Here is a 17,448-nt window from a genome sequence, read left to right as displayed (position 1 = left end):
GCGACGACGCGAGATCGGCAGAGCGGCATGCCCACATCTGCAACCATAAAAAGGATATTTTAATTGTTAACTACCATTGGAGAAAGTCTCAGCCAATTGCCAGCACCGATCGCCTGCCGCGAGGCCCTGCGCATCGCGACGCAAGCGCCGCATGCGCGGTTGCACCGCCATGCTGGGTTCGCCGCCGTCGCCGACGGCACGATCGATCTGCCCACCTATCGGGCACTCCTCGCCCGGCTCTACGGCTTCTATCTGCCGTTCGAGCGCGCCCTCGCCGCCGCGCCGATGCGCACGCAATGGCTCGCAGCCGACCTTGCCTGGTCCGGCATCGATGCAGCAGCCCGCGGACGCATCCGCGCTTGCGCCGACATTCCACCCCTTCCCTGCCCGGCAAGTCGGCTCGGCGCGCTTTACGTGGTCGAGGGTTCGGCCCTGGGCGGCCGCGCCCTTTCCCGTGGGCTCGACCGGCTGCTTGGGCCCGAAGGCACCGATGGGCGCCGCTTCTTCGCCGGACGCGGCGCCGATACGAGCAGCACTTGGAGCAAGTTCGTGGCGGATCTCGCCGCTTTCGATGCCGCTTCGCCCGACCGCCCGCGCCTAGTCGCGGCCGCCGCCGCGACATTTGCCGTCTTCGAAAACTGGCTTTCCGATTGGAGCAACGCAGTATGACGACGGCCCTTCCGGGACACCCCCCGCCGGATCTGACGAACTGCGACCGCGAGCAGATCCACATTCCAGGTGCCATTCTGCCGCACGGTGCCATGCTGGTGCTCGACAATGCCACGTTCGAAGTGGTGCAGATCGCCGGCGACACGACGGGCCTGCTCGGCGTTACGCACGAAGATCTGCTCGGCAGATCGATCGCGACAGTTTTTGGGCCGCAGCAGGTCGAAAATCTGCGTGCGCTGAGCACCAATCTGCCGCTGCTGCGGCCCCGGCACATGCTGGACCCGCAAATGCGCGTCGCCGCGAACCTGCCGCTCGACGCGAGCGTGCACCGCAGCGACGAAATGCTGGTTCTCGAGTTCGAGGAAGCAGACATCGCCGACCGCTTTGCAGCCGATCCGCTCGCGGCCGTGCAGGAAATGATCGACGGGCTCGACGATGCGACATCGATCGTGGGGCTTTGCAAGACGGCGGCCGAACGCGTGCAGAACCTTGCTGCCTACGACCGCGTGCTGGTCTATCGCTTCATGCAGGACGGCTCGGGCTGGGTGATTGCGGAAAGCAAACGCGACGGGCTCGAGGCGTTCCTCGATCTGCACTACCCGGCCGCCGACATTCCGCAGCAGGCGCGCGCCCTTTACGTGAAAAACGGCTTGCGCCTCATCACGCAGGTCAACTACGAGCCCGCGCGCCTCGTGCCGACGGACAATCCGCGCACCGGCAAACCGCTCGACATGAGCCAGGCGATGCTGCGCGACGTGTCGCCGGTCCACCGCCAGTATTTGCGCAATATGGGCATCGACGCGTCGATGTCGATCTCGATCATCAGCGGCGGCGCCTTGTGGGGCCTCGTGGCATGCCACCACTACACGCCGCGCCGGCTGCCGCGGCATCTGCGCGCGATCTGCGAACTGTTCGGCTCGATGTTCTCCTACCAGGTCGAAGCGTCCGAAAAGCGCGTGCAGTTCAGCGAACGCCTGGCGAGCCGCCTCGTGCTGCAGAAGCTGATGTTGAATCTCGCCGGTGCCGACGAGTATGCGCGCGGCCTGACCGAGCAGTCGCCGAATCTGCTCGACTATATCCACGGCGGCGACGCGTCGCTGAGCGGGCGTCGCCAGGGCGGCGTGGCCGTCAGCGTCAAAGGCGCTTTGACGTATCTGGGAACGACGCCGGACAAAGACCAGATCGAAAGCATCGTCGCGTGGCTGAACGTCAAGATGCGCGAGACCGAAGGGGTCTTCGCGACCGACCGTCTCGGCGAGTGCTGGAAACCGGCCACGGCGTTCGCCGACGTCGCCTCGGGCCTGCTTGTCATATCGGTATCGCCCGATCCCTCGGATTTCATACTTTGGTTCCGCCCCGAACTCGTGGGCGTGGCCGCCTGGGCGGGGCAGCCAAACAAGGTGGCGGTACCGGGGACCGAAAGCGACGTGCTGACGCCGCGCAAATCCTTCGAGATCTGGAAGGAAACCGTGCGCGGCCGCGCCTTGCCGTGGTCGCAAAGCGATCTCGACGCCGCACGCGACTTGCGCACCTCGCTGCTCGACGTCGTGCTGCGCCGCATCACCGACGCGACCCGCGAACGCAAACTGGCCGCCGACCGCGACCAGCTGATGATGGCGGAGCTCGACCACCGCGTGAAGAACACGCTCGCGAATATCGCCGCCCTCGTCATCCAGACGAGTGCGAGTGCGAACTCGCTTTCGACCTTCGTCGAAGGCCTCGCTGCGCGCATCCAATCGATGGCCAAAGCCCACAGCCTGCTCTCCCAGAGCCGATGGGAGGGCGTATCGATCAAAAATCTGCTGATGGAGGAGCTCGCCCCCTACGCAAGCGGCAGTGCCACGCTCGAAATCGTCGGGCCAGACGTGGTTCTCACGTCGAAATCGGCGCTGGCGCTGTCGCTCGCGATCCACGAGCTTGCCACCAACGCCGCGAAATACGGCGCGCTTTCGGCCCCCGATGGCCGCGTGGCGATACGCTGGGGACTTGCCGACACCGGCGGCCTCGACCTTAGCTGGCGCGAAGCCGGGGGCCCTCCAGTCGCACCGCCGACGCGTCGCGGCTTCGGCTCGACGCTGATCGAGCGCGCCCTTGCAATGGAAACGGACGGTCACGCGAGGCTGCGCTATCTGCGCGAAGGCGTGGTCTGCGAAGTGGCATTGCCGCAGGCGTCGCTCGCAGCTGCCGGTCCGGCCGGACCGCCGCCGGCCGCAGGCTTCGCGATCACCCAGACGGAACCGAAAAAGGCCAACAAAGGCATCCGCGTTTTGGCGGTCGAAGACTCGTTTATGGTCGTCAGCATGCTCGAGCTTGTGTTCGACAGTTTCGGCTGGACGATGGTGGGCCCGGCGGCACGCGTCTCGCAAGCGCTGGCGCTGATCGAATCCGAAACCGTCGATGCAGCCCTGCTCGACGTCAATCTCGACGGCGAAATGTCGTGGGAGGTCGCAAGCGCCCTCCAGGCGCGCGGCATCCCGTTCGTGCTCAGCACGGGCTACGAAATCGCGCAGCTTCTGCCCGACGGGCTCAAGAACGCGAAATTTGTCCGCAAACCCTACAATGTCGACGAACTCGAAAAGGCGGTCCTGGCGGCGCTCAGGAATCGCTGAGGCGGCCCCCGCACTGCGATATCGCCCGCGCGACGCGCCGTATGCTAGATTGAATCGATGGGCAGCGCAGTCGAACTTAAGCCAGAGGGTGCAGCAGCCGACTGGACCGTGCCGCAGGATTGGGCGTCCTACACGGATGTCGAACACGCGACGTGGGACCGGCTGTTCGCGCGCCAAAATGCGCAATTGCAGGCGCGTGCCGCACCGGCGTTTCTGGCAGGCGTCGACATGCTCAAACTGTCGAAACCCGGCATCCCCGATTTCGAGGAGCTCAATGCGCGCCTGACGGAAGCGACCGGTTGGCGCGTCGTCGCCGTCCCCGGCCTCGTACCCGACACGGTGTTTTTCGACCATCTCGCCAACCACCGCTTCGTCGCAGGCCGTTTCATAAGGCGACCCGAGCAGTTCGACTATCTCGAAGAACCGGACATATTCCACGACGTGTTCGGGCATGTACCGCTGCTGGCCGACCCGATTTTCGCCGACTATATGGAGGCCTACGGCAAAGGCGGCCTGCGCGCGATGCAGCGCGGCATGGTCGACAAATTCGCGCGGCTCTATTGGTACACGGTCGAATTCGGCCTGATCCGCGACGGCGACAGGCTCAAGATCTACGGGGCCGGCATCGTGTCGTCGCATGCCGAGACGGCGTTTGCCCTCGACGATCCTTCGCCCAACCGTATCGCGTTCGACACGCTGCGCACGATGCGCACGCCCTATCGCATCGACGATTTCCAGCAGAATTACTTCGTGATCGAGAGCCTCGCCGATCTCCTGCAGCGCACGCGCGACGTCGATTTCGCGTCGCTCTACGACGAACTCGAAGCCCTGCCCGACATCGCGATCGGCGATCTAATCGAAGGCGAGAAAATCTTCACGCGCGGCACGCAGAACTACGCAAATACGCGCGCTCACTCCCACTCGATCGTGCCCGGCGGCTTCGACGTCACGTCGTAGACGACGCGGTTGATGCCGCGAACTTCGTTGATGATGCGCGTCGCCACACGCGCCAAAAACGCGTGTTCGAACGGGTACGATTCGGCCGTCATGCCGTCGGTCGAGGTCACGGCGCGCAGCGCGCACACATAGTCGTAGGAGCGGCCGTCGCCCATCACGCCGACGGTTTTGACCGGCAAGAGCACGGCAAAAGCCTGCCAGATTTCGTCGTAGAGGCCTGCTTTGCGGATCGCATCCAGATAGACCGCGTCGGCTTTGCGCAAGATCTCGAGTTTTTCGCCGGTGATTTCGCCCGGGATGCGGATCGCGAGGCCCGGGCCCGGAAACGGATGGCGGCCGACGAGACTGTCCGGCAGGCCCAATTCGCGGCCCAAAGCGCGCACCTCGTCTTTGAACAATTCGCGCAGCGGCTCGACGAGTTTCATGCGCATGCGCGCGGGCAAGCCGCCGACATTGTGGTGCGACTTGATCGTGACCGACGGCCCGCCGGTGAAGGACACGCTTTCGATCACGTCGGGATAGAGCGTGCCTTGCGCGAGGAAATCTGCCCCGCCGACCTTTTTGGCCTCTTCCTCGAACACGTCGATGAAGGTCGCACCGATGATCTTGCGCTTGGTCTCGGGGTCCGACACGCCCGCGAGCTTGCCGAGGAAATCGCCCTGCGCGTTGCGGTGCACGAGCGGGATGTTGTAGTGCCCGCGGAACAGCTCGACGACCTGGTCGGCCTCGCCCATGCGCATGAGCCCGTGATCGACGAGGATGCAGGTGAGCTGGTCGCCGATCGCCTCGTGCAGCAGCACGGCTGCGACCGAGGAATCCACGCCGCCCGACAGGCCGCAAATCACGCGGCCTGTTCCCACCTGCGCGCGGATTTTGGCGATGGCTTGCTGGCGGAAGGCCGCCATCGTCCAGTCGCCGCGCAAGCCCGCCACGCGGTGCGCAAAATTGCGCAGCAAGGCGGCCCCGTGCGGCGTGTGCACGACCTCGGGGTGGAACTGAACGCCGTAAAAATGGCGGACGTCGTCGGCGATCGCGGCAAAAGGTGCCCCCTCGCTGGTCGCGACCACGCGGAAGCCCGGCGGCAACGCGGTCACGCGGTCGCCATGGCTCATCCAGACTTGCTCGCGGCCCCCCTTGGGCCACACGCCGTCGAACAGCGCGCAGGTGTCGTCGATCGAAACTTCCGCGCGGCCGAATTCGCGATGGTCGCTGCCCTCGACCTTGCCGCCCAATTGGGCGCACATGGTCTGCTGGCCGTAGCAAATGCCGAGGACGGGCAGCCCCGCTTCGAACACCCATTGGGGTGCGCGCGGCGTGTGGCTTTCGGTAACCGAGGCAGGCCCGCCGGACAGAATGATGGCCTGTGCGCCAAAGCTGCGCATGCGTTCCTCGGGCGCGTTGAACGGCATCACTTCGCAATAGACGCCGCTTTCGCGCACGCGGCGCGCAATGAGCTGGGTCACTTGGCTGCCGAAATCGAGAATGAGAAGCCGGTCGCTCAAAGCATGTCCTTTCCGAAATGCGTGACGAAATTTGCCCTAGCCGAAGCGTTGCGTGCGGACAAGAGCCTCGGCGGCGAGATCGGGCCAGCCATAGGCCGCCTGGCGCACGCGCACGCCCCACAATTCCTCGTCGCGGTCGGCGACGTAGCTGCCGCCAAGCCGTTCGTAGAAATAGCGCGCCGGATTGTCGTGCAAGACCCACACGAAGGCCTGGCCCATGCCGCGCTCGCGCAAGGCGGCGAACGCGCCGTCGAGCAGCTGGCGCCCGATGCCCTTGTCCTGGTTGTCGGGATGCACATAGAGCGTGAAGACCTCGCCCGGTCCCAGCCCGCCCGTCGATTTAAGGAACGGGGCTGCCGCAGGCCGGTCTTCAATGCGCGCGCGCCCAAAACTTGTTAGGCCCACGACAGCACCACGCGCATCGAGGGCGACGAGGATCGGGCAATGCAGACCCTTATGGCGAATCTGGTAGGCCCATTCGGTCGTCTGCCTGTCGTAGGACATGCCGGTGAGGGCGCGCTCCGGCAGCAGGCCCGCATAGGTCGTGCGCCACGCATCGACATAGACGCGCGCCAGCCCGCGCGCGTGGCCGAGGGTGGCGCGATGCAGCGATATGCTCATGCGCCCGCCTTCGCAAAGACCGCGACGAAAAAGCCGTCGGTGCCGTCGCGCGCCGGGTCGAGTTTCAGCACGGTGTCCTCGGTCGGACACGGCGTGCCGAGGATCTCGGCCCACAAAGCCGGGATCGGCACTGCCGAAAAATCCGGATTGGCGGCAAGGAACGCATCGGCCTGCGCTTCGTTTTCTTCGGCCAAGACCGAGCACGTCGCATAGACGAGGCGCCCGCCCGGCTTCACGAGGCGTGCGGCACTTTCGAGGATGCGCGCTTGCTTCGCGCACAGCTCGGCAATCTCGGGCTCGCGCAACGTCCAGCGCGCATCGGGATTGCGCCGCCACGTCCCCGTCCCGGTGCAGGGCGCATCCACGAGCACGCGGTCGTACGAAGCCTTGTGGCGTTTGACCCACGGATCGCGCTCGTCTTCGAGCGCGATGCGCTCGACATTGAAGGCCCCTGCCCGCTTGAGCCGCGTCGTTGCACCCGCCAGGCGCTTGTTCGACACGTCGCATGCGGCGATATGGCCTTTGTTGGCCATCGTTGCGGCAATGGCGAGGGTCTTGCCGCCGGCACCTGCGCAAAAATCGCACACGCGCATGCCGGGCTTGGCACCCAGCAACGCGGCCACCAGCTGCGAGCCTTCGTCCTGCACTTCAACGAGGCCCGACTTGTAAGGGTCGGTTGCCATCAACGCAGCCCGCGTCTTGGCGCGCAAGGCCCAGGGCGACAGCTTGCCGGGCACCGTCTCGATGCCCACTTTCGCCAAAGCTTCGCGGGCGGCCTTGCGTTCGCCTTTCAAGAGATTGACGCGCATGTCCAGCGGAGCTTCTTCGGCCATTGCCGCAAGCTCGCGGCGCAAACCGTCGCCGAAACGTGCGGCCAAGCGCGGCATGATCCAGGCCGGCACATTGGCGCGCACAAATTCGGGCTGGTCGGGATGCTCGATCGAACGGCCCGCAAGCGCTTCGACGGCCGCCAACTCGCCGCGCGACAAAGGCGGGGGATCGTAGCTTTGGCCCGAGAACATGTTGATGAGGGCAGCACGCGACAGCTGGCCGATGATCGCAAGATAGGCGATCGTCCAAGACCGCCCGTTGGGCGAAAACAGATCGCGCACATTGCCCTCGCGCGCGCGGGCGAGCCACCATTCGAGCTGGCTGCGATGGCGCAGGCACCCGTACACGATCGTCGCAACAGCCGCACGGTCCTTCGAGCCGATATAGCGGCGCGAGCGGAAATAGTCGTTGGCCAAGCGGTCGGCAGGTCCGCGCGTCGCACCGATCTGGTCGAGAATGTCGATCGCTGCGGCTGCCCGCCCGCCCGGCGTCATGCGCCCGAACCGCTGCCGTAGTTCGGCGCCTCGCGCACGAGGGCGACGTCGTGCACATGGCTTTCGCGCAGGCCCGCATTGGTGATGCGCACGAAACGCGCATTGGCGGCGAGGTCTTGAAGCGAACGGCTGCCCGTATAGCCCATCGCCGCGCGCAAGCCGCCGACGAGCTGGTGCACGACCGCACCGACCGGGCCCTTGTAGGGCACGCGACCTTCCACGCCCTCGGGCACGAGCTTGAGGCTGTCTTTGATTTCCTGCTGGAAATAGCGGTCGGCCGAGCCGCGCGCCATGGCCCCAACAGAGCCCATGCCGCGATAGGATTTGTAGGAGCGACCCTGATAGAGGAACACTTCGCCCGGCGCTTCGTCGGTCCCTGCAAACAGAGAACCGATCATCGCGCACGACGCACCCGCCGCGAGCGCTTTGGCCAAATCGCCCGAGAATTTGATGCCGCCATCGGCGATCACCGGCACGCCGGCGGCCTTGGCGGCGGCCACGCAATCCATCACGGCCGTCAATTGCGGAACACCCACGCCCGCCACGATGCGCGTCGTGCAGATCGAACCGGGCCCGATACCGACCTTGATCGCGTCCGCTCCGGCATCGATCAGCGCCTTGGCGCCCTCGGCCGTCGCGACGTTGCCCGCGATGATCTGCGTGTAATTGCCGAGCTTACGAATACGCCGCACGCTGTCGATCACACCCTGGCTGTGGCCGTGCGCGGTATCAACGACGACAATGTCGACTTCAGCGTCGAACAAAGCTTCGGCGCGCGCATCGCCGTCGGGGCCCACGCCGGTTGCCGCGGCTACGCGCAAGCGGCCCTTCTCGTCTTTCGACGCGTTGGGGAAGCGCTGGGCTTTTTCGATGTCCTTGACCGTAATGAGGCCGATGCAGCGATAGGACTCGTCCACGACCAGCAGCTTCTCGATGCGATGCTGGTGCAAAAGCCGCTTGGCCTCTTCCTTCGAAACGCCTTCGCTGACCGTGACGAGCCGCTCGCGCGTCATGAGTTCGCGCACCGGCTGCTGCAGGTTGGAAGCAAAGCGCACGTCGCGGTTGGTCAGCACGCCGACGAGCTTGCGGCTGCCCGGTTCGACGACCGGCAGACCGGTGATGTGGTTGGCGGTCATGAGTTCGAGCGCGTCGGCGAGCGTCTGGTCGGGGCCGATCGTCAGCGGATCGACGACCATGCCGGACTCGAATTTTTTGACGCGCCGAACCTCTTGCGCCTGCGCTGCGATCGCCATGTTCTTGTGGATCACGCCAAGCCCGCCGGCCTGCGCCATCGCGATCGCAAGAGCGCTCTCGGTGACCGTGTCCATGGCGGAGGAAATCAACGGGATGCCGAGTTCGATGCGGCGGGTCAGCCGCGTGCGGGTATCGACCTCGCCGGGCAGCACGGCCGAGGCGGCCGGTTCCAGCAATACGTCGTCGAACGTCAGCGCTTCGCGGATCATTTGGGCCGCCTCCGGTTCGGGGAAGTGGCGCGCATCAATACACCAACTGCCGCCGCGCGCAAAGCCCGTGCAAGGCCGCTGGAATCGTTCGACGATTCAGCCCTTGAAGCCGGTCGAGACGAGAAACAGTTCCGACGACTCCGCACGGCTCGAGGGCGGCTTCATGCGCACGACTTTGGCAAAATGGCGCTGCGCATGTTTGATCAGCGCCTGCTCCTCCTGGCCCTGGCGGAACTTGGTCACGAAATTGCCGCCGGGGCGCAAGACTGCGACTGCAAAATCGATTGCGGCTTCCACGAGGGCGGCGATGCGCAGATGGTCTGTCTCGCGATGCCCAGTCGTGGACGGCGCCATGTCCGAAAGTACGAGATCGACTTTGCCGTCGAGCAGCTTCTCGATCATGCCGGGCGCTGCCGGATCGAGGAAATCCGCCTTCAAGACATGCGCGCCGGCAAGCGGCGCCATCTCGAGAATGTCGAGGGCGATCACCGTAGTACAGCCGCGCTCGACGGCCACTTGCGTCCAGCCGCCGGGGGCTGCCCCCAGATCGACGACCTTGGCACCCGGCTTCAGGAATTTGTATTTGGCGTCGATCTCGATGAGCTTGAACGCGGCTCGGCTGCGATAGCCCTGGTCCTTCGCCATGCCGACATAAGGATCGTTGAGCTGGCGCGAAATCCATTGCTGCTGGGCCGTCGTGCGGCCCTTGGCGGTCTTGAGCTTCACATAGAGGCGGCGCTCGGTCATGCGCGCGCGCCCGCCATCAGCCCCAACAGGATGCCTTCGCGCAAACCGCGATCGGCGACCCGCACGTGCGGGACTGGCCACAGGCTGCAGATCCCCTCGAGGATGGCGCAGCCCGCGACCAGCAGATCGGCGCGCTCGGTGCCAATGCACGGATTGCCCGCGCGCGCGGCGAAATCGGCCGCTGCAAGCTTGGCTGAGAGTTCGTGGATCGTCGTCAATGCGAGCAGCGAACCGTCCACGCGGTCGCGCTGATAGCGCGGCAGCCCCATCGCCAGCGCCGACAGCGTCGTGACCGTGCCCGACGGCCCCAGCATATCGACGCGACCGGCTGCAACCTCGGCCGCAATGCTGTGGCGCTGTTCGAGCGGGGCAAGCGCCTCGGCGATGCGTGCCACCATGGCGGCATACACGTCCGGCGCCACGCAGCCAGCGCCTAGCATTTCGCCGACCGACACCACGCCGAACGGCAGCGACACGAAATCGACCATCGACCAGTTGCCGCCGCGGTTAGCAAGCCACATCACCTCGGTGCTGCCGCCGCCGATGTCGAACATCACCGCATGCGGCATGGCCGGATCGAGCAGCTGTGCGCAGCCCGCAACGGCCAACGCTGCCTCCTCGGCCGGGCTAATGGCCTCGAGGTGCAAGCCCGTTTCGGCCTCAATGCGTGCGAGGAACGCGGGCCCGTTTGCCGCTCGTCGGCACGCCTCGGTCGCGACGCCGCGAAAGCCCACGCAACGACTGCGCGCGAGCTTGGCGGCACAGACCTGCAATGCCTCGAGTGCACGCGCCATGGCCGCTTCGCCCAGTCGATTGTCCTGCGACAGGCCTTCGCCCAAGCGCACGATGCGCGAAAACGCATCGACAACGCGAAACCCGTCGCCCGCACGCTTGGCGATCAACAAGCGGCAATTGTTGGTGCCAAGATCGATGGCGCCGAACAGCGCGTCAGGCGCGTCGGTGCCGGCTGCAGCCGCCCCCGCCGCAAACCGCCCGCCCCTCGTTTCTGCCAAATCCTGCACGCCTGCCCGCCTCGAAAACCCGCCCACATGCGGGACTTAGTTCCGAATTGAAGACAAGGCTACAGGCTGCACCGATTTAGTGCAAACGCGACCGAACAGCAGCCATCACGGCATTTGACCGCAACCGGGAACGGCGCTATAGAACGCGCCGGTTTCGCGAACCCGGATGGGGGATCGTCTAACGGTAGGACCGCTGACTCTGACTCAGCTAGTCTAGGTTCGAATCCTAGTCCCCCAACCAGCCTGCTTCGCTCAAAACTCTTCGTCCCAATGCTCGGTTCGCGGCCCTGCTGCTTTTGCAGGAGCTACCGGCGACTTTGCCGCAGACTTCGGTTTGGGCTCAGCAACGGCGGCGCCGTCGCGATAGCGCTCGATCACGTTGACGATCTGGCGCGCCTGGTCAGCGAGCGAGGCGACTGATGCGGCGTTCTGTTCGACCAATGCCGCGTTCTGCTGCGTCGCCGTGTCGAGATCGGCAAGCGCTTTTTTGACCTCGACGATGCTGCGCGACTGTTCGCGACTACCTGCCGCGATCTCGGGGGCGATTTCGGCGACACCCTTCACGATCGCGATGATGGCTTCGAGCGCTTCGCCCGCCGCACCGGCCACCTCGACGCCGCGGCCGACTTCGCGCGAACTTTCGTCGATCATGTTGCGGATTTGCTGAGAAGCGTCGCGCGAGCGGTCGGCAAGTGCACGAACTTCGTGCGCGACCACCGCAAAGCCCTTGCCAGAATCGCCGGCACGCGCTGCCTCGACGGCGGCGTTGAGAGCCAGCAGTTTTGTCTGGAAAGATATTTCTTCCATTGCCTGACTTATTTGGACAATGCGCGCGGACGATGTCGAAATCAGCGTCATCGCATCGACCACGCGCGTCACGGCTTCGCCGCCAGTTTCGGCGCGCGTTTGCGCTTCGGCCGCAAGCTTGCGCGCCTTCTCCGAATTGCCAGCGTTGTTCGTCACGCTCGCCGATATCTCGGCCATCGTAGCGACGGTTTCCTGCAGCGCCGATGCCTGCCGCTCCGTGCGCTGTGCGAGATCGTTACTGCCTTGCGAGATCTCGCTCGCGGCAGCACGGATCGATTCGACCGCCCCGGCAATGCTGTCGGCGGTCTGCACCTTGCTCTGCTCGATATAGACAGTAACCGCATAGTCCATGTCGAGCATGATCGCTTTGGTTAACGCGCGCAGCGCCACCGCGCGCTGCCGGTGCTTCCAGCGATAGGCCTCCGAGACGGCCGCCTGCAATTCGCCGAACGCCAGCGCATATCCGGCCATGTACCAACGCGGTTCGAGTCCGATCTTGCTGTGGATGATGCCGATGCGCTGCACGCGCTCGACATAGGTCGAATCAAAACTGCTTTCGAATAGTCGCAGCCAATGCTCGGCCTGGGCCGCACGCGCATGTGCGATACCCGCCGGGCCGCCGAACATCGCCATCAGGTTCGGAAAGCCTTCGATATGGCCGTAGAATTTGACGAGAATGCGTTCGATATTCTGCGCAAGAACCGGTCGCGCCGCGCGCAAGGTTGCCGCGTCCTCAGCACCAAAATCGATGAATTTCAGGCGCTCTTCGAGGGTCTGCGTTTCGGCATTCGGCATGGACTCGGCCTCGGGCATTTCCGGACGGAAACGGAATACGGCGAGGACGAACCTGCACCGACCCAATTTCTAACGGCGATGCGCAGGCGGCTCAATTGCAAAATCACGCGGCAATAGGTCCTAGGCCCGATACTTTTGCGAATACAGCGAGGCTGGGGCCCGCACGGAACCGGCCATCCGCCGCCTTTGGCGGACGGCCGGATCAATTGCATCAACGCGCCGGGATGACCACGACGGTACCCGGCGTTCCGACGGCGGTGCCGCCTTGCGAGCCTGTGGCACCCGTATTGCCGCGATTGCCCGTGGCACCCTTGTCGCCCGTTTCGCCCTGCAAGCCCGGCATGCCGGTGCTGCCTGGCGTGCCCTGGCTGCCGGTCGCACCTTGTGCGCCCGTGTAGCCCGTATTGCCCTGCACGCCGGGCGCACCCGAATAGCCGGTATTGCCGGTAAAGCCTTGGTCGCCGCGCGGGCCAGCCGGGCCTGCCGGGCCCGTGCAGGCCGCAGCACCGACGGCGGCAAGAACAATGATCGCCGAGGTTAAATATTTCATGGCACATCCTTTGAAAAAAGCAGAGCGGTTACGGTAATCTTGTAACCGAACCAATAATACGACGATCCAACAACGCAAAAAGGATCGGCATCTACTTAAACCAGGAGATTGCCGCCGGTCGCATCGTTGCACGGCACGCGTCGGTGGGCCGCAAGCGGCTGGAATCGCAATAGGGTTCAATCCCGCGCGGTCGCGTGCTAATTGAATGACTGGTGTTCGGCGGGCAAGAGTCGACGGGGGCAATTCCAATAAAATGGCTTTGGGCTTGGGAACGATCCGCACACGCGATTTTCTAATCGGCCTCTTCGTCGTGCTGCTGGGCAGCGGCGCCGTGGCCGGGATCTATACGGTGCGAACCGAGACGATCCGCGCCGAAGCGGTCGCAGACGCCGAGCACACGCTGGCCCAGCTCGGCGACGACACGAGCGAGCTGTTCCAGCCCGCTATCGATCTCGTCGGCACGATTTCGGACGCGTTTTTGATGCGCATGGTGCGCGAGGAAGCGCTGCGCACTTTCCAAGCGCTCTCGCAAGGCCCGGTGCAGCGCATCGACCAGATCAGTTCGGCCTATATCGGGTTCGAGAACGGCGAGTTTTGGCAGCATCGCAAGGTCCTCCCGGATTTTCTCAAGAACCGCATGGATGCCGGCCACGTCGAAGCGCGCGGCTACCGGCGTACGATCTTCGAAACATCCGGCGGCCGCCGCTCGACCTGGTTCTATTTTTCGGGTCCGCGCCAGAACTGGACTTCCGTTGCCGAGCCCGATTTCGACTACGATCCGCGCACCCGCCCCTGGTTCCGCACCGCCGAAGGGGCGGATCTGCCGACCTGGACAGCCCCCTATCGCACCGCCTCGTCGAGCGACTATGCGCTCACGCTGGTACATGACTTAAAGGGGCTCGACGGGCGGGTCTGGGGCGTGGTCGCGATCGATTTCCTGATCGCTCCCTTGGGCACGACATTGGCGCGTTTGCGCGACGGCCGATTGCCGCCGGGATCGTATCTGCGCATTGTCGATGAGACCGGCACGGCGATGGTGCAACCGCCGGGCGGTGCGACCGTGCCCGAGCCCGGCATCCTGTCGAAAAACGGCAAGGCTGAGGCCGATACGGTCGCGATCGACGGCCGCCTCCACTATGTGGGGGCCGTCCCCTTGCGCGCGTCGCTCGGCCTGCCGATGGCGCTCGAGGTGGCGATTCCGATCGAAGCGCTCACGGAAAAGCAACTCGGCGATCTAAGGCTCAATCTGGCGATCCTGGGGTCGCTGCTGTTGGTGCTGACGGTGATCGCCTTGTCTTCGATCCGCGGACGGCGAGCCGCACGCGACATCGGCACGATGGACCGGCTCACGCGCCGCATCGCCGCGGGCGAGCTCGACATCGAAATCGTCGGCACCGAACGGCGCGATGCGGTCGGCGGCCTGTCGCGCTCGGTCGAAGTGCTGCGGCGCAATTCGATCGTGCAGCGCGCCGACCAGGAAAAAGAGAAGGCGCTGGCACGGCAATTGGCCGAAACCGCGATGCGCATCGCCGAATCGGTCGAGGCGATCCGCGCTGCCGCGACCGAGATCTCGCAAGGCAGCGACGATCTTGCAGCCCGCACCGAGCGCCAAGCGACAGCGTTGCAGGAGGCCGTGTCGACGATGGCCGACATTTCGGCGACCGTCGCCGCCAACGCGCGCAAGTCCGACGATGCGCGCAAGCTTGCGACCGACGCGCTGGCGCGTGCCGAAAGCGGCGACCGCGCGGTCTCGAGCGTGGTGGGCGCCATGTCGGAAATCGAGGGCTCGTCCGCGCGCATCGGCAAGATCGTGCAGGTGATGGAAGAGATTGCCTTCCAGACGAAGATGTTGGCCCTCAACGCTGCGGTCGAGGCAGCGCGCGCCGGCGAAGCCGGGCGCGGTTTCGCGATCGTGGCCCAGGAAGTGCGCCAGCTTGCCGACCGCTCGCGCGACGCCGCCCAGCAGATCCGCACCCAGATCGCGCAAAGCTCGCGCGACGTGGGCCAGGGCGTGCATCTGGCGGGAGCGGCCGGATCCGCACTTGCCAGCATCATCGACATCGTGCGCCAGCTTGCCGCGATAGCACCCGAGATCGCGACCGGCAGCCGCGAGCAATCCGTCAGCATTGCCGAGATCAACCGCGTGATCGGCGATCTCGACGCCGCCACGCAGCAGAATGCCGCATTGGTCGAGCAGAGCTCGGCCTCGGCCAGCTCGCTTGCAGCGCAAGCGACGAACCTCGTCGCCGCCGTGTCGAGCTTCCGCGGCAACGCCGCGCGCGGCAAAAACTGATCAACCGATCTCGATCGGCGCCTTGAACACGAAGAACGCGCCCGCACAGATCAGCGCAAAACCGATCGCGTGGTTGATCGTCAGTTTCTCGCCAAGCCAAAAGACCGAGAACAACGCGAAGACGCCGAGTGTGACGACCTCCTGGATCGTCTTGAGTTGGGCCGCCGAATAGACCTGGTGGCCGATGCGGTTAGCAGGGACCGCCAAACAATATTCGAAAAATGCGATCCCCCAGCTTGCCAGCACCACGAGCCACAAGGCCCGGTCCGGGAATTTGAGATGGCCGTACCACGCGAACGTCATGAAGGCGTTGGACGCGATCAGCAGCAAGAACGGCGCGACGGCGGGCGAGCCCAGAATACTCAGCATTGGGGCCTCTATGCGGCGCTAACTTCGTCGGGCGCAAAATCGAGCTCGACCTTGGCACCGTTGGGATCGGTCAAGAATATCTGCCAGACAAGCGTTTCAGGCTGGCGGATCAGGCGGTGCGGCAGGCCCAGCGCCTTGAGCTTGGTTTGTGTGGCGGCAAGCCCGGTCGCCGAAAAAGCCATATGGTCGATTACGCCTGCTGGCGGCTCGGGCACGGCGCGCCCGGCCACGACATGCAGCACCCAATGCTCGCCGACATAGAACCAGGCGCCGGGAAACCCCAGATCGGGGCGAAAGCCCTCGGCAAGCCCGATCACGTCGCTATAGAAGCGCCTCGTCTCTTCGAGATCGCGCGCGATGATCGTGAAATGGTTCATCCCCGTTACGGCCATGGCGTCTGTTTCCCCCCGAGCTGGCAACGGAAACCATTGTAGCCGCGCCGGGGGCTGTTAGTCTCCAAGCGATGCGCTATTCCGACGATTCCGCCGCCCCCGTCTGGGCCCCGCCCCTTGCCGCCGCAGCCCCGCGCGATCTGTGCACAGATTGCGGCGTTTCGCGCATGGCGAATCCCAAGCAATGCGGGAGTGCGTGCCAGTTCATCAAGCCCGACTATGCGCGGCTCGAAGAACAGGTGCATGGTCGCACGCGCGATCCGGCGCGCGTCGACGAAATGCATTTCGGACCCTTCCAGCGCATGCTGCGCGCGCGTCTAAAAACGCCCATCGAAGGCGCGCAATGGACCGGCATCGCCACGCGCATCGCCGAGAAGCTGCTTGAGACAAAAGCGGTGGACGCGGTTCTCGCCGTTGCCCCCGACAAAAACGACCGCTGGCGCCCCGTGCCCGTGCTCGTGACGACGGCGGCCGGCATGGCGGCGTGTCGCGGCATGCGCATGGGCTATGCGCCGCTGCTGGCGTTGCTCGAGCCCGCGCGCGCGCGCGGCTTCAAGCGTCTCGCGATCGTCGGCATCCCGTGCCAAGTCTATGCACTGCGAGCACTTGAGGCCGAGTTCGGTTTCGAGCGGCTCTACGTTATCGGCACGCCGTGTTCGGACAACACCACGACCGAAAACTTCCACAAATTTCTCGACCTTCTCGATCCCAATCCCGGCTCGATTTCGTATCTCGAATTCCGCGCCGACTACCGCGTCGAGCTGCGCTTCGACGACGGCACGCATCGCACCGTGCCGTTCCTCGATCTGCCGATCTCGAAATTGCCCGCCGATTTTTTCCCGCTGACCTGCCGCACCTGTGTGGACTACACAAACGTGCTCGCCGACATCACGGTGGGCTATATGGGCGGCCAGGGTGCGCAATGGCTGCTGGTGCGCAACGTGCGCGGCCAGGAGCTTGTGGATCTGCTTGGCGACGAGCTTGTGGCGCAAGCACCGGGTACTGCCGGCAAGCGCCAAGGGGCGGTCAAAGGCTTCCTTGCCAATACGCTGCGGGCGGCGGGCGGCCTGCCTTTGCGGCGCATGCCCAATTGGCTGCGCCCGATCGTGAGCTTCCTCATGCCGCGCATCGGCCCGCGCGGGATCGAATTCGCGCGCGCACGCGTGGAGATGAAGGCATGCGAAACGGTCGTGCATCTGCGCCGCGAAAAGCCGCGACGCTTGCGCAACATGGTGCCGGCCCATGTCTGGAACCTCGTGCGCCCCTACGGGCTTGAAGCAAGTGCGGGCGAAAAGCCGAAATCGCCGCAAGAATCGGAATGACGCGA

The 17,448-nt window shown here is 64.9% G+C and carries 15 protein-coding genes and 1 tRNA gene; 6 read left to right on the top strand and 10 right to left on the bottom strand.

The window, feature by feature from the left end:
* Positions 1 to 96: 96 nt before the first annotated feature.
* The 3 genes from O9320_11585 to phhA are packed head-to-tail and all read left to right on the top strand — an operon-like array spanning position 97 to position 4,235.
* On the top strand, positions 97 to 669 hold the full coding sequence (locus O9320_11585) for a biliverdin-producing heme oxygenase (protein ID MCZ8311491.1): 573 nt from the start codon (positions 97 to 99) through the stop codon (positions 667 to 669).
* The gene (locus O9320_11580; protein ID MCZ8311490.1) at positions 666 to 3,278 is read left to right on the top strand and encodes a GAF domain-containing protein; all 2,613 of its coding nucleotides are present in this window, start codon (positions 666 to 668) and stop codon (positions 3,276 to 3,278) included. Before O9320_11585 ends, O9320_11580 begins: the two co-directional genes overlap by 4 nt.
* Positions 3,279 to 3,335: 57 nt before the next feature.
* Positions 3,336 to 4,235 (top strand): phenylalanine 4-monooxygenase, encoded by a 900-nt coding sequence (phhA, locus tag O9320_11575; protein MCZ8311489.1) that lies wholly within the window; start codon positions 3,336 to 3,338, stop codon positions 4,233 to 4,235.
* On the opposite strand, the gene guaA is transcribed toward phhA, so the two are convergent.
* The 6 genes from guaA to O9320_11545 form a co-directional block, all read right to left on the bottom strand.
* Positions 4,190 to 5,737, bottom strand: coding sequence for a glutamine-hydrolyzing GMP synthase (guaA, locus tag O9320_11570; protein MCZ8311488.1), 1,548 nt, complete (start codon positions 5,735 to 5,737; stop codon positions 4,190 to 4,192). The genes phhA and guaA overlap by 46 nt on opposite strands.
* A 36-nt stretch (positions 5,738 to 5,773) precedes the next feature.
* Positions 5,774 to 6,358: a GNAT family N-acetyltransferase gene (locus O9320_11565; GenBank protein MCZ8311487.1), complete on the bottom strand. Its 585-nt coding sequence runs from the start codon at positions 6,356 to 6,358 to the stop codon at positions 5,774 to 5,776.
* Complete coding sequence (locus O9320_11560) at positions 6,355 to 7,683, bottom strand: RsmB/NOP family class I SAM-dependent RNA methyltransferase (protein ID MCZ8311486.1); 1,329 nt, start codon at positions 7,681 to 7,683, stop codon at positions 6,355 to 6,357. The genes O9320_11565 and O9320_11560 overlap by 4 nt, the downstream gene beginning before the upstream one ends.
* Complete coding sequence (guaB, locus tag O9320_11555; protein MCZ8311485.1) at positions 7,680 to 9,146, bottom strand: IMP dehydrogenase; 1,467 nt, start codon at positions 9,144 to 9,146, stop codon at positions 7,680 to 7,682. Before guaB ends, O9320_11560 begins: the two co-directional genes overlap by 4 nt.
* 96 nt (positions 9,147 to 9,242) lie before the next feature.
* Complete coding sequence (locus tag O9320_11550) at positions 9,243 to 9,893, bottom strand: RlmE family RNA methyltransferase (GenBank protein ID MCZ8311484.1); 651 nt, start codon at positions 9,891 to 9,893, stop codon at positions 9,243 to 9,245.
* Positions 9,890 to 10,906, bottom strand: coding sequence for a Ppx/GppA phosphatase family protein (locus O9320_11545; GenBank protein ID MCZ8311483.1), 1,017 nt, complete (start codon positions 10,904 to 10,906; stop codon positions 9,890 to 9,892). Before O9320_11545 ends, O9320_11550 begins: the two co-directional genes overlap by 4 nt.
* A 176-nt stretch (positions 10,907 to 11,082) precedes the next feature.
* Here O9320_11545 and O9320_11540 point away from each other — a divergent pair.
* Positions 11,083 to 11,156, top strand: a tRNA-Gln gene (locus tag O9320_11540).
* 11 nt (positions 11,157 to 11,167) lie between these two features.
* On the opposite strand, the gene O9320_11535 is transcribed toward O9320_11540, so the two are convergent.
* Both O9320_11535 and O9320_11530 read right to left on the bottom strand, forming a co-directional pair.
* Complete coding sequence (locus tag O9320_11535) at positions 11,168 to 12,517, bottom strand: protoglobin domain-containing protein (GenBank protein ID MCZ8311482.1); 1,350 nt, start codon at positions 12,515 to 12,517, stop codon at positions 11,168 to 11,170.
* A 211-nt stretch (positions 12,518 to 12,728) separates the two neighbouring features.
* The gene (locus O9320_11530; GenBank protein MCZ8311481.1) at positions 12,729 to 13,067 is read right to left on the bottom strand and encodes a collagen-like protein; all 339 of its coding nucleotides are present in this window, start codon (positions 13,065 to 13,067) and stop codon (positions 12,729 to 12,731) included.
* Positions 13,068 to 13,320: 253 nt separating this feature from the next.
* Between O9320_11530 and O9320_11525 the strand changes: the two genes are divergently transcribed.
* Positions 13,321 to 15,360, top strand: a complete 2,040-nt coding sequence (locus tag O9320_11525; protein ID MCZ8311480.1) for a methyl-accepting chemotaxis protein — start codon at positions 13,321 to 13,323, stop codon at positions 15,358 to 15,360.
* Here O9320_11525 and O9320_11520 read toward each other — a convergent pair whose 3' ends face one another.
* Positions 15,361 to 15,729, bottom strand: coding sequence for a DMT family protein (locus O9320_11520; protein MCZ8311479.1), 369 nt, complete (start codon positions 15,727 to 15,729; stop codon positions 15,361 to 15,363).
* An 8-nt stretch (positions 15,730 to 15,737) separates the two neighbouring features.
* Positions 15,738 to 16,121 carry a VOC family protein gene (locus tag O9320_11515; protein ID MCZ8311478.1) on the bottom strand — a complete coding sequence of 128 codons (384 nt, stop codon included), beginning with the start codon at positions 16,119 to 16,121 and terminating at the stop codon, positions 15,738 to 15,740.
* A gap of 71 nt (positions 16,122 to 16,192) precedes the next feature.
* Here O9320_11515 and O9320_11510 point away from each other — a divergent pair, with 71 nt between their 5' ends.
* Positions 16,193 to 17,443, top strand: coding sequence for a Coenzyme F420 hydrogenase/dehydrogenase, beta subunit C-terminal domain (locus O9320_11510; GenBank protein ID MCZ8311477.1), 1,251 nt, complete (start codon positions 16,193 to 16,195; stop codon positions 17,441 to 17,443).
* The last annotated feature ends 5 nt before the right edge of the window (positions 17,444 to 17,448 follow it).

It is taken from the genome of Magnetospirillum sp. (assembly GCA_027532905.1).
In the GTDB taxonomy this organism is placed as follows: domain Bacteria; phylum Pseudomonadota; class Alphaproteobacteria; order CACIAM-22H2; family CACIAM-22H2; genus Tagaea.
Note: the sequence above shows the minus strand (reverse complement) of the source record. Positions and strands in the feature narration are given on the sequence as shown.

Excerpts from the sequence above, each read along its gene's own strand:
- O9320_11580 (MCZ8311490.1), top strand. The coding sequence starts at position 666 with ATGACGACGGCCCTTCCGGGACACCCCCCGCCGGATCTGACGAACTGC.
- phhA (MCZ8311489.1), top strand. The coding sequence starts at position 3,336 with ATGGGCAGCGCAGTCGAACTTAAGCCAGAGGGTGCAGCAGCCGACTGG.
- O9320_11565 (MCZ8311487.1), bottom strand. The coding sequence starts at position 6,358 with ATGAGCATATCGCTGCATCGCGCCACCCTCGGCCACGCGCGCGGGCTG.
- O9320_11560 (MCZ8311486.1), bottom strand. The coding sequence starts at position 7,683 with ATGACGCCGGGCGGGCGGGCAGCCGCAGCGATCGACATTCTCGACCAG.
- guaB (MCZ8311485.1), bottom strand. The coding sequence starts at position 9,146 with ATGATCCGCGAAGCGCTGACGTTCGACGACGTATTGCTGGAACCGGCC.
- O9320_11550 (MCZ8311484.1), bottom strand. The coding sequence starts at position 9,893 with ATGACCGAGCGCCGCCTCTATGTGAAGCTCAAGACCGCCAAGGGCCGC.
- O9320_11535 (MCZ8311482.1), bottom strand. The coding sequence starts at position 12,517 with ATGCCGAATGCCGAAACGCAGACCCTCGAAGAGCGCCTGAAATTCATC.
- O9320_11530 (MCZ8311481.1), bottom strand. The coding sequence starts at position 13,067 with ATGAAATATTTAACCTCGGCGATCATTGTTCTTGCCGCCGTCGGTGCT.
- O9320_11525 (MCZ8311480.1), top strand. The coding sequence starts at position 13,321 with ATGGCTTTGGGCTTGGGAACGATCCGCACACGCGATTTTCTAATCGGC.
- O9320_11520 (MCZ8311479.1), bottom strand. The coding sequence starts at position 15,729 with ATGCTGAGTATTCTGGGCTCGCCCGCCGTCGCGCCGTTCTTGCTGCTG.
- O9320_11515 (MCZ8311478.1), bottom strand. The coding sequence starts at position 16,121 with ATGGCCGTAACGGGGATGAACCATTTCACGATCATCGCGCGCGATCTC.
- O9320_11510 (MCZ8311477.1), top strand. The coding sequence starts at position 16,193 with ATGCGCTATTCCGACGATTCCGCCGCCCCCGTCTGGGCCCCGCCCCTT.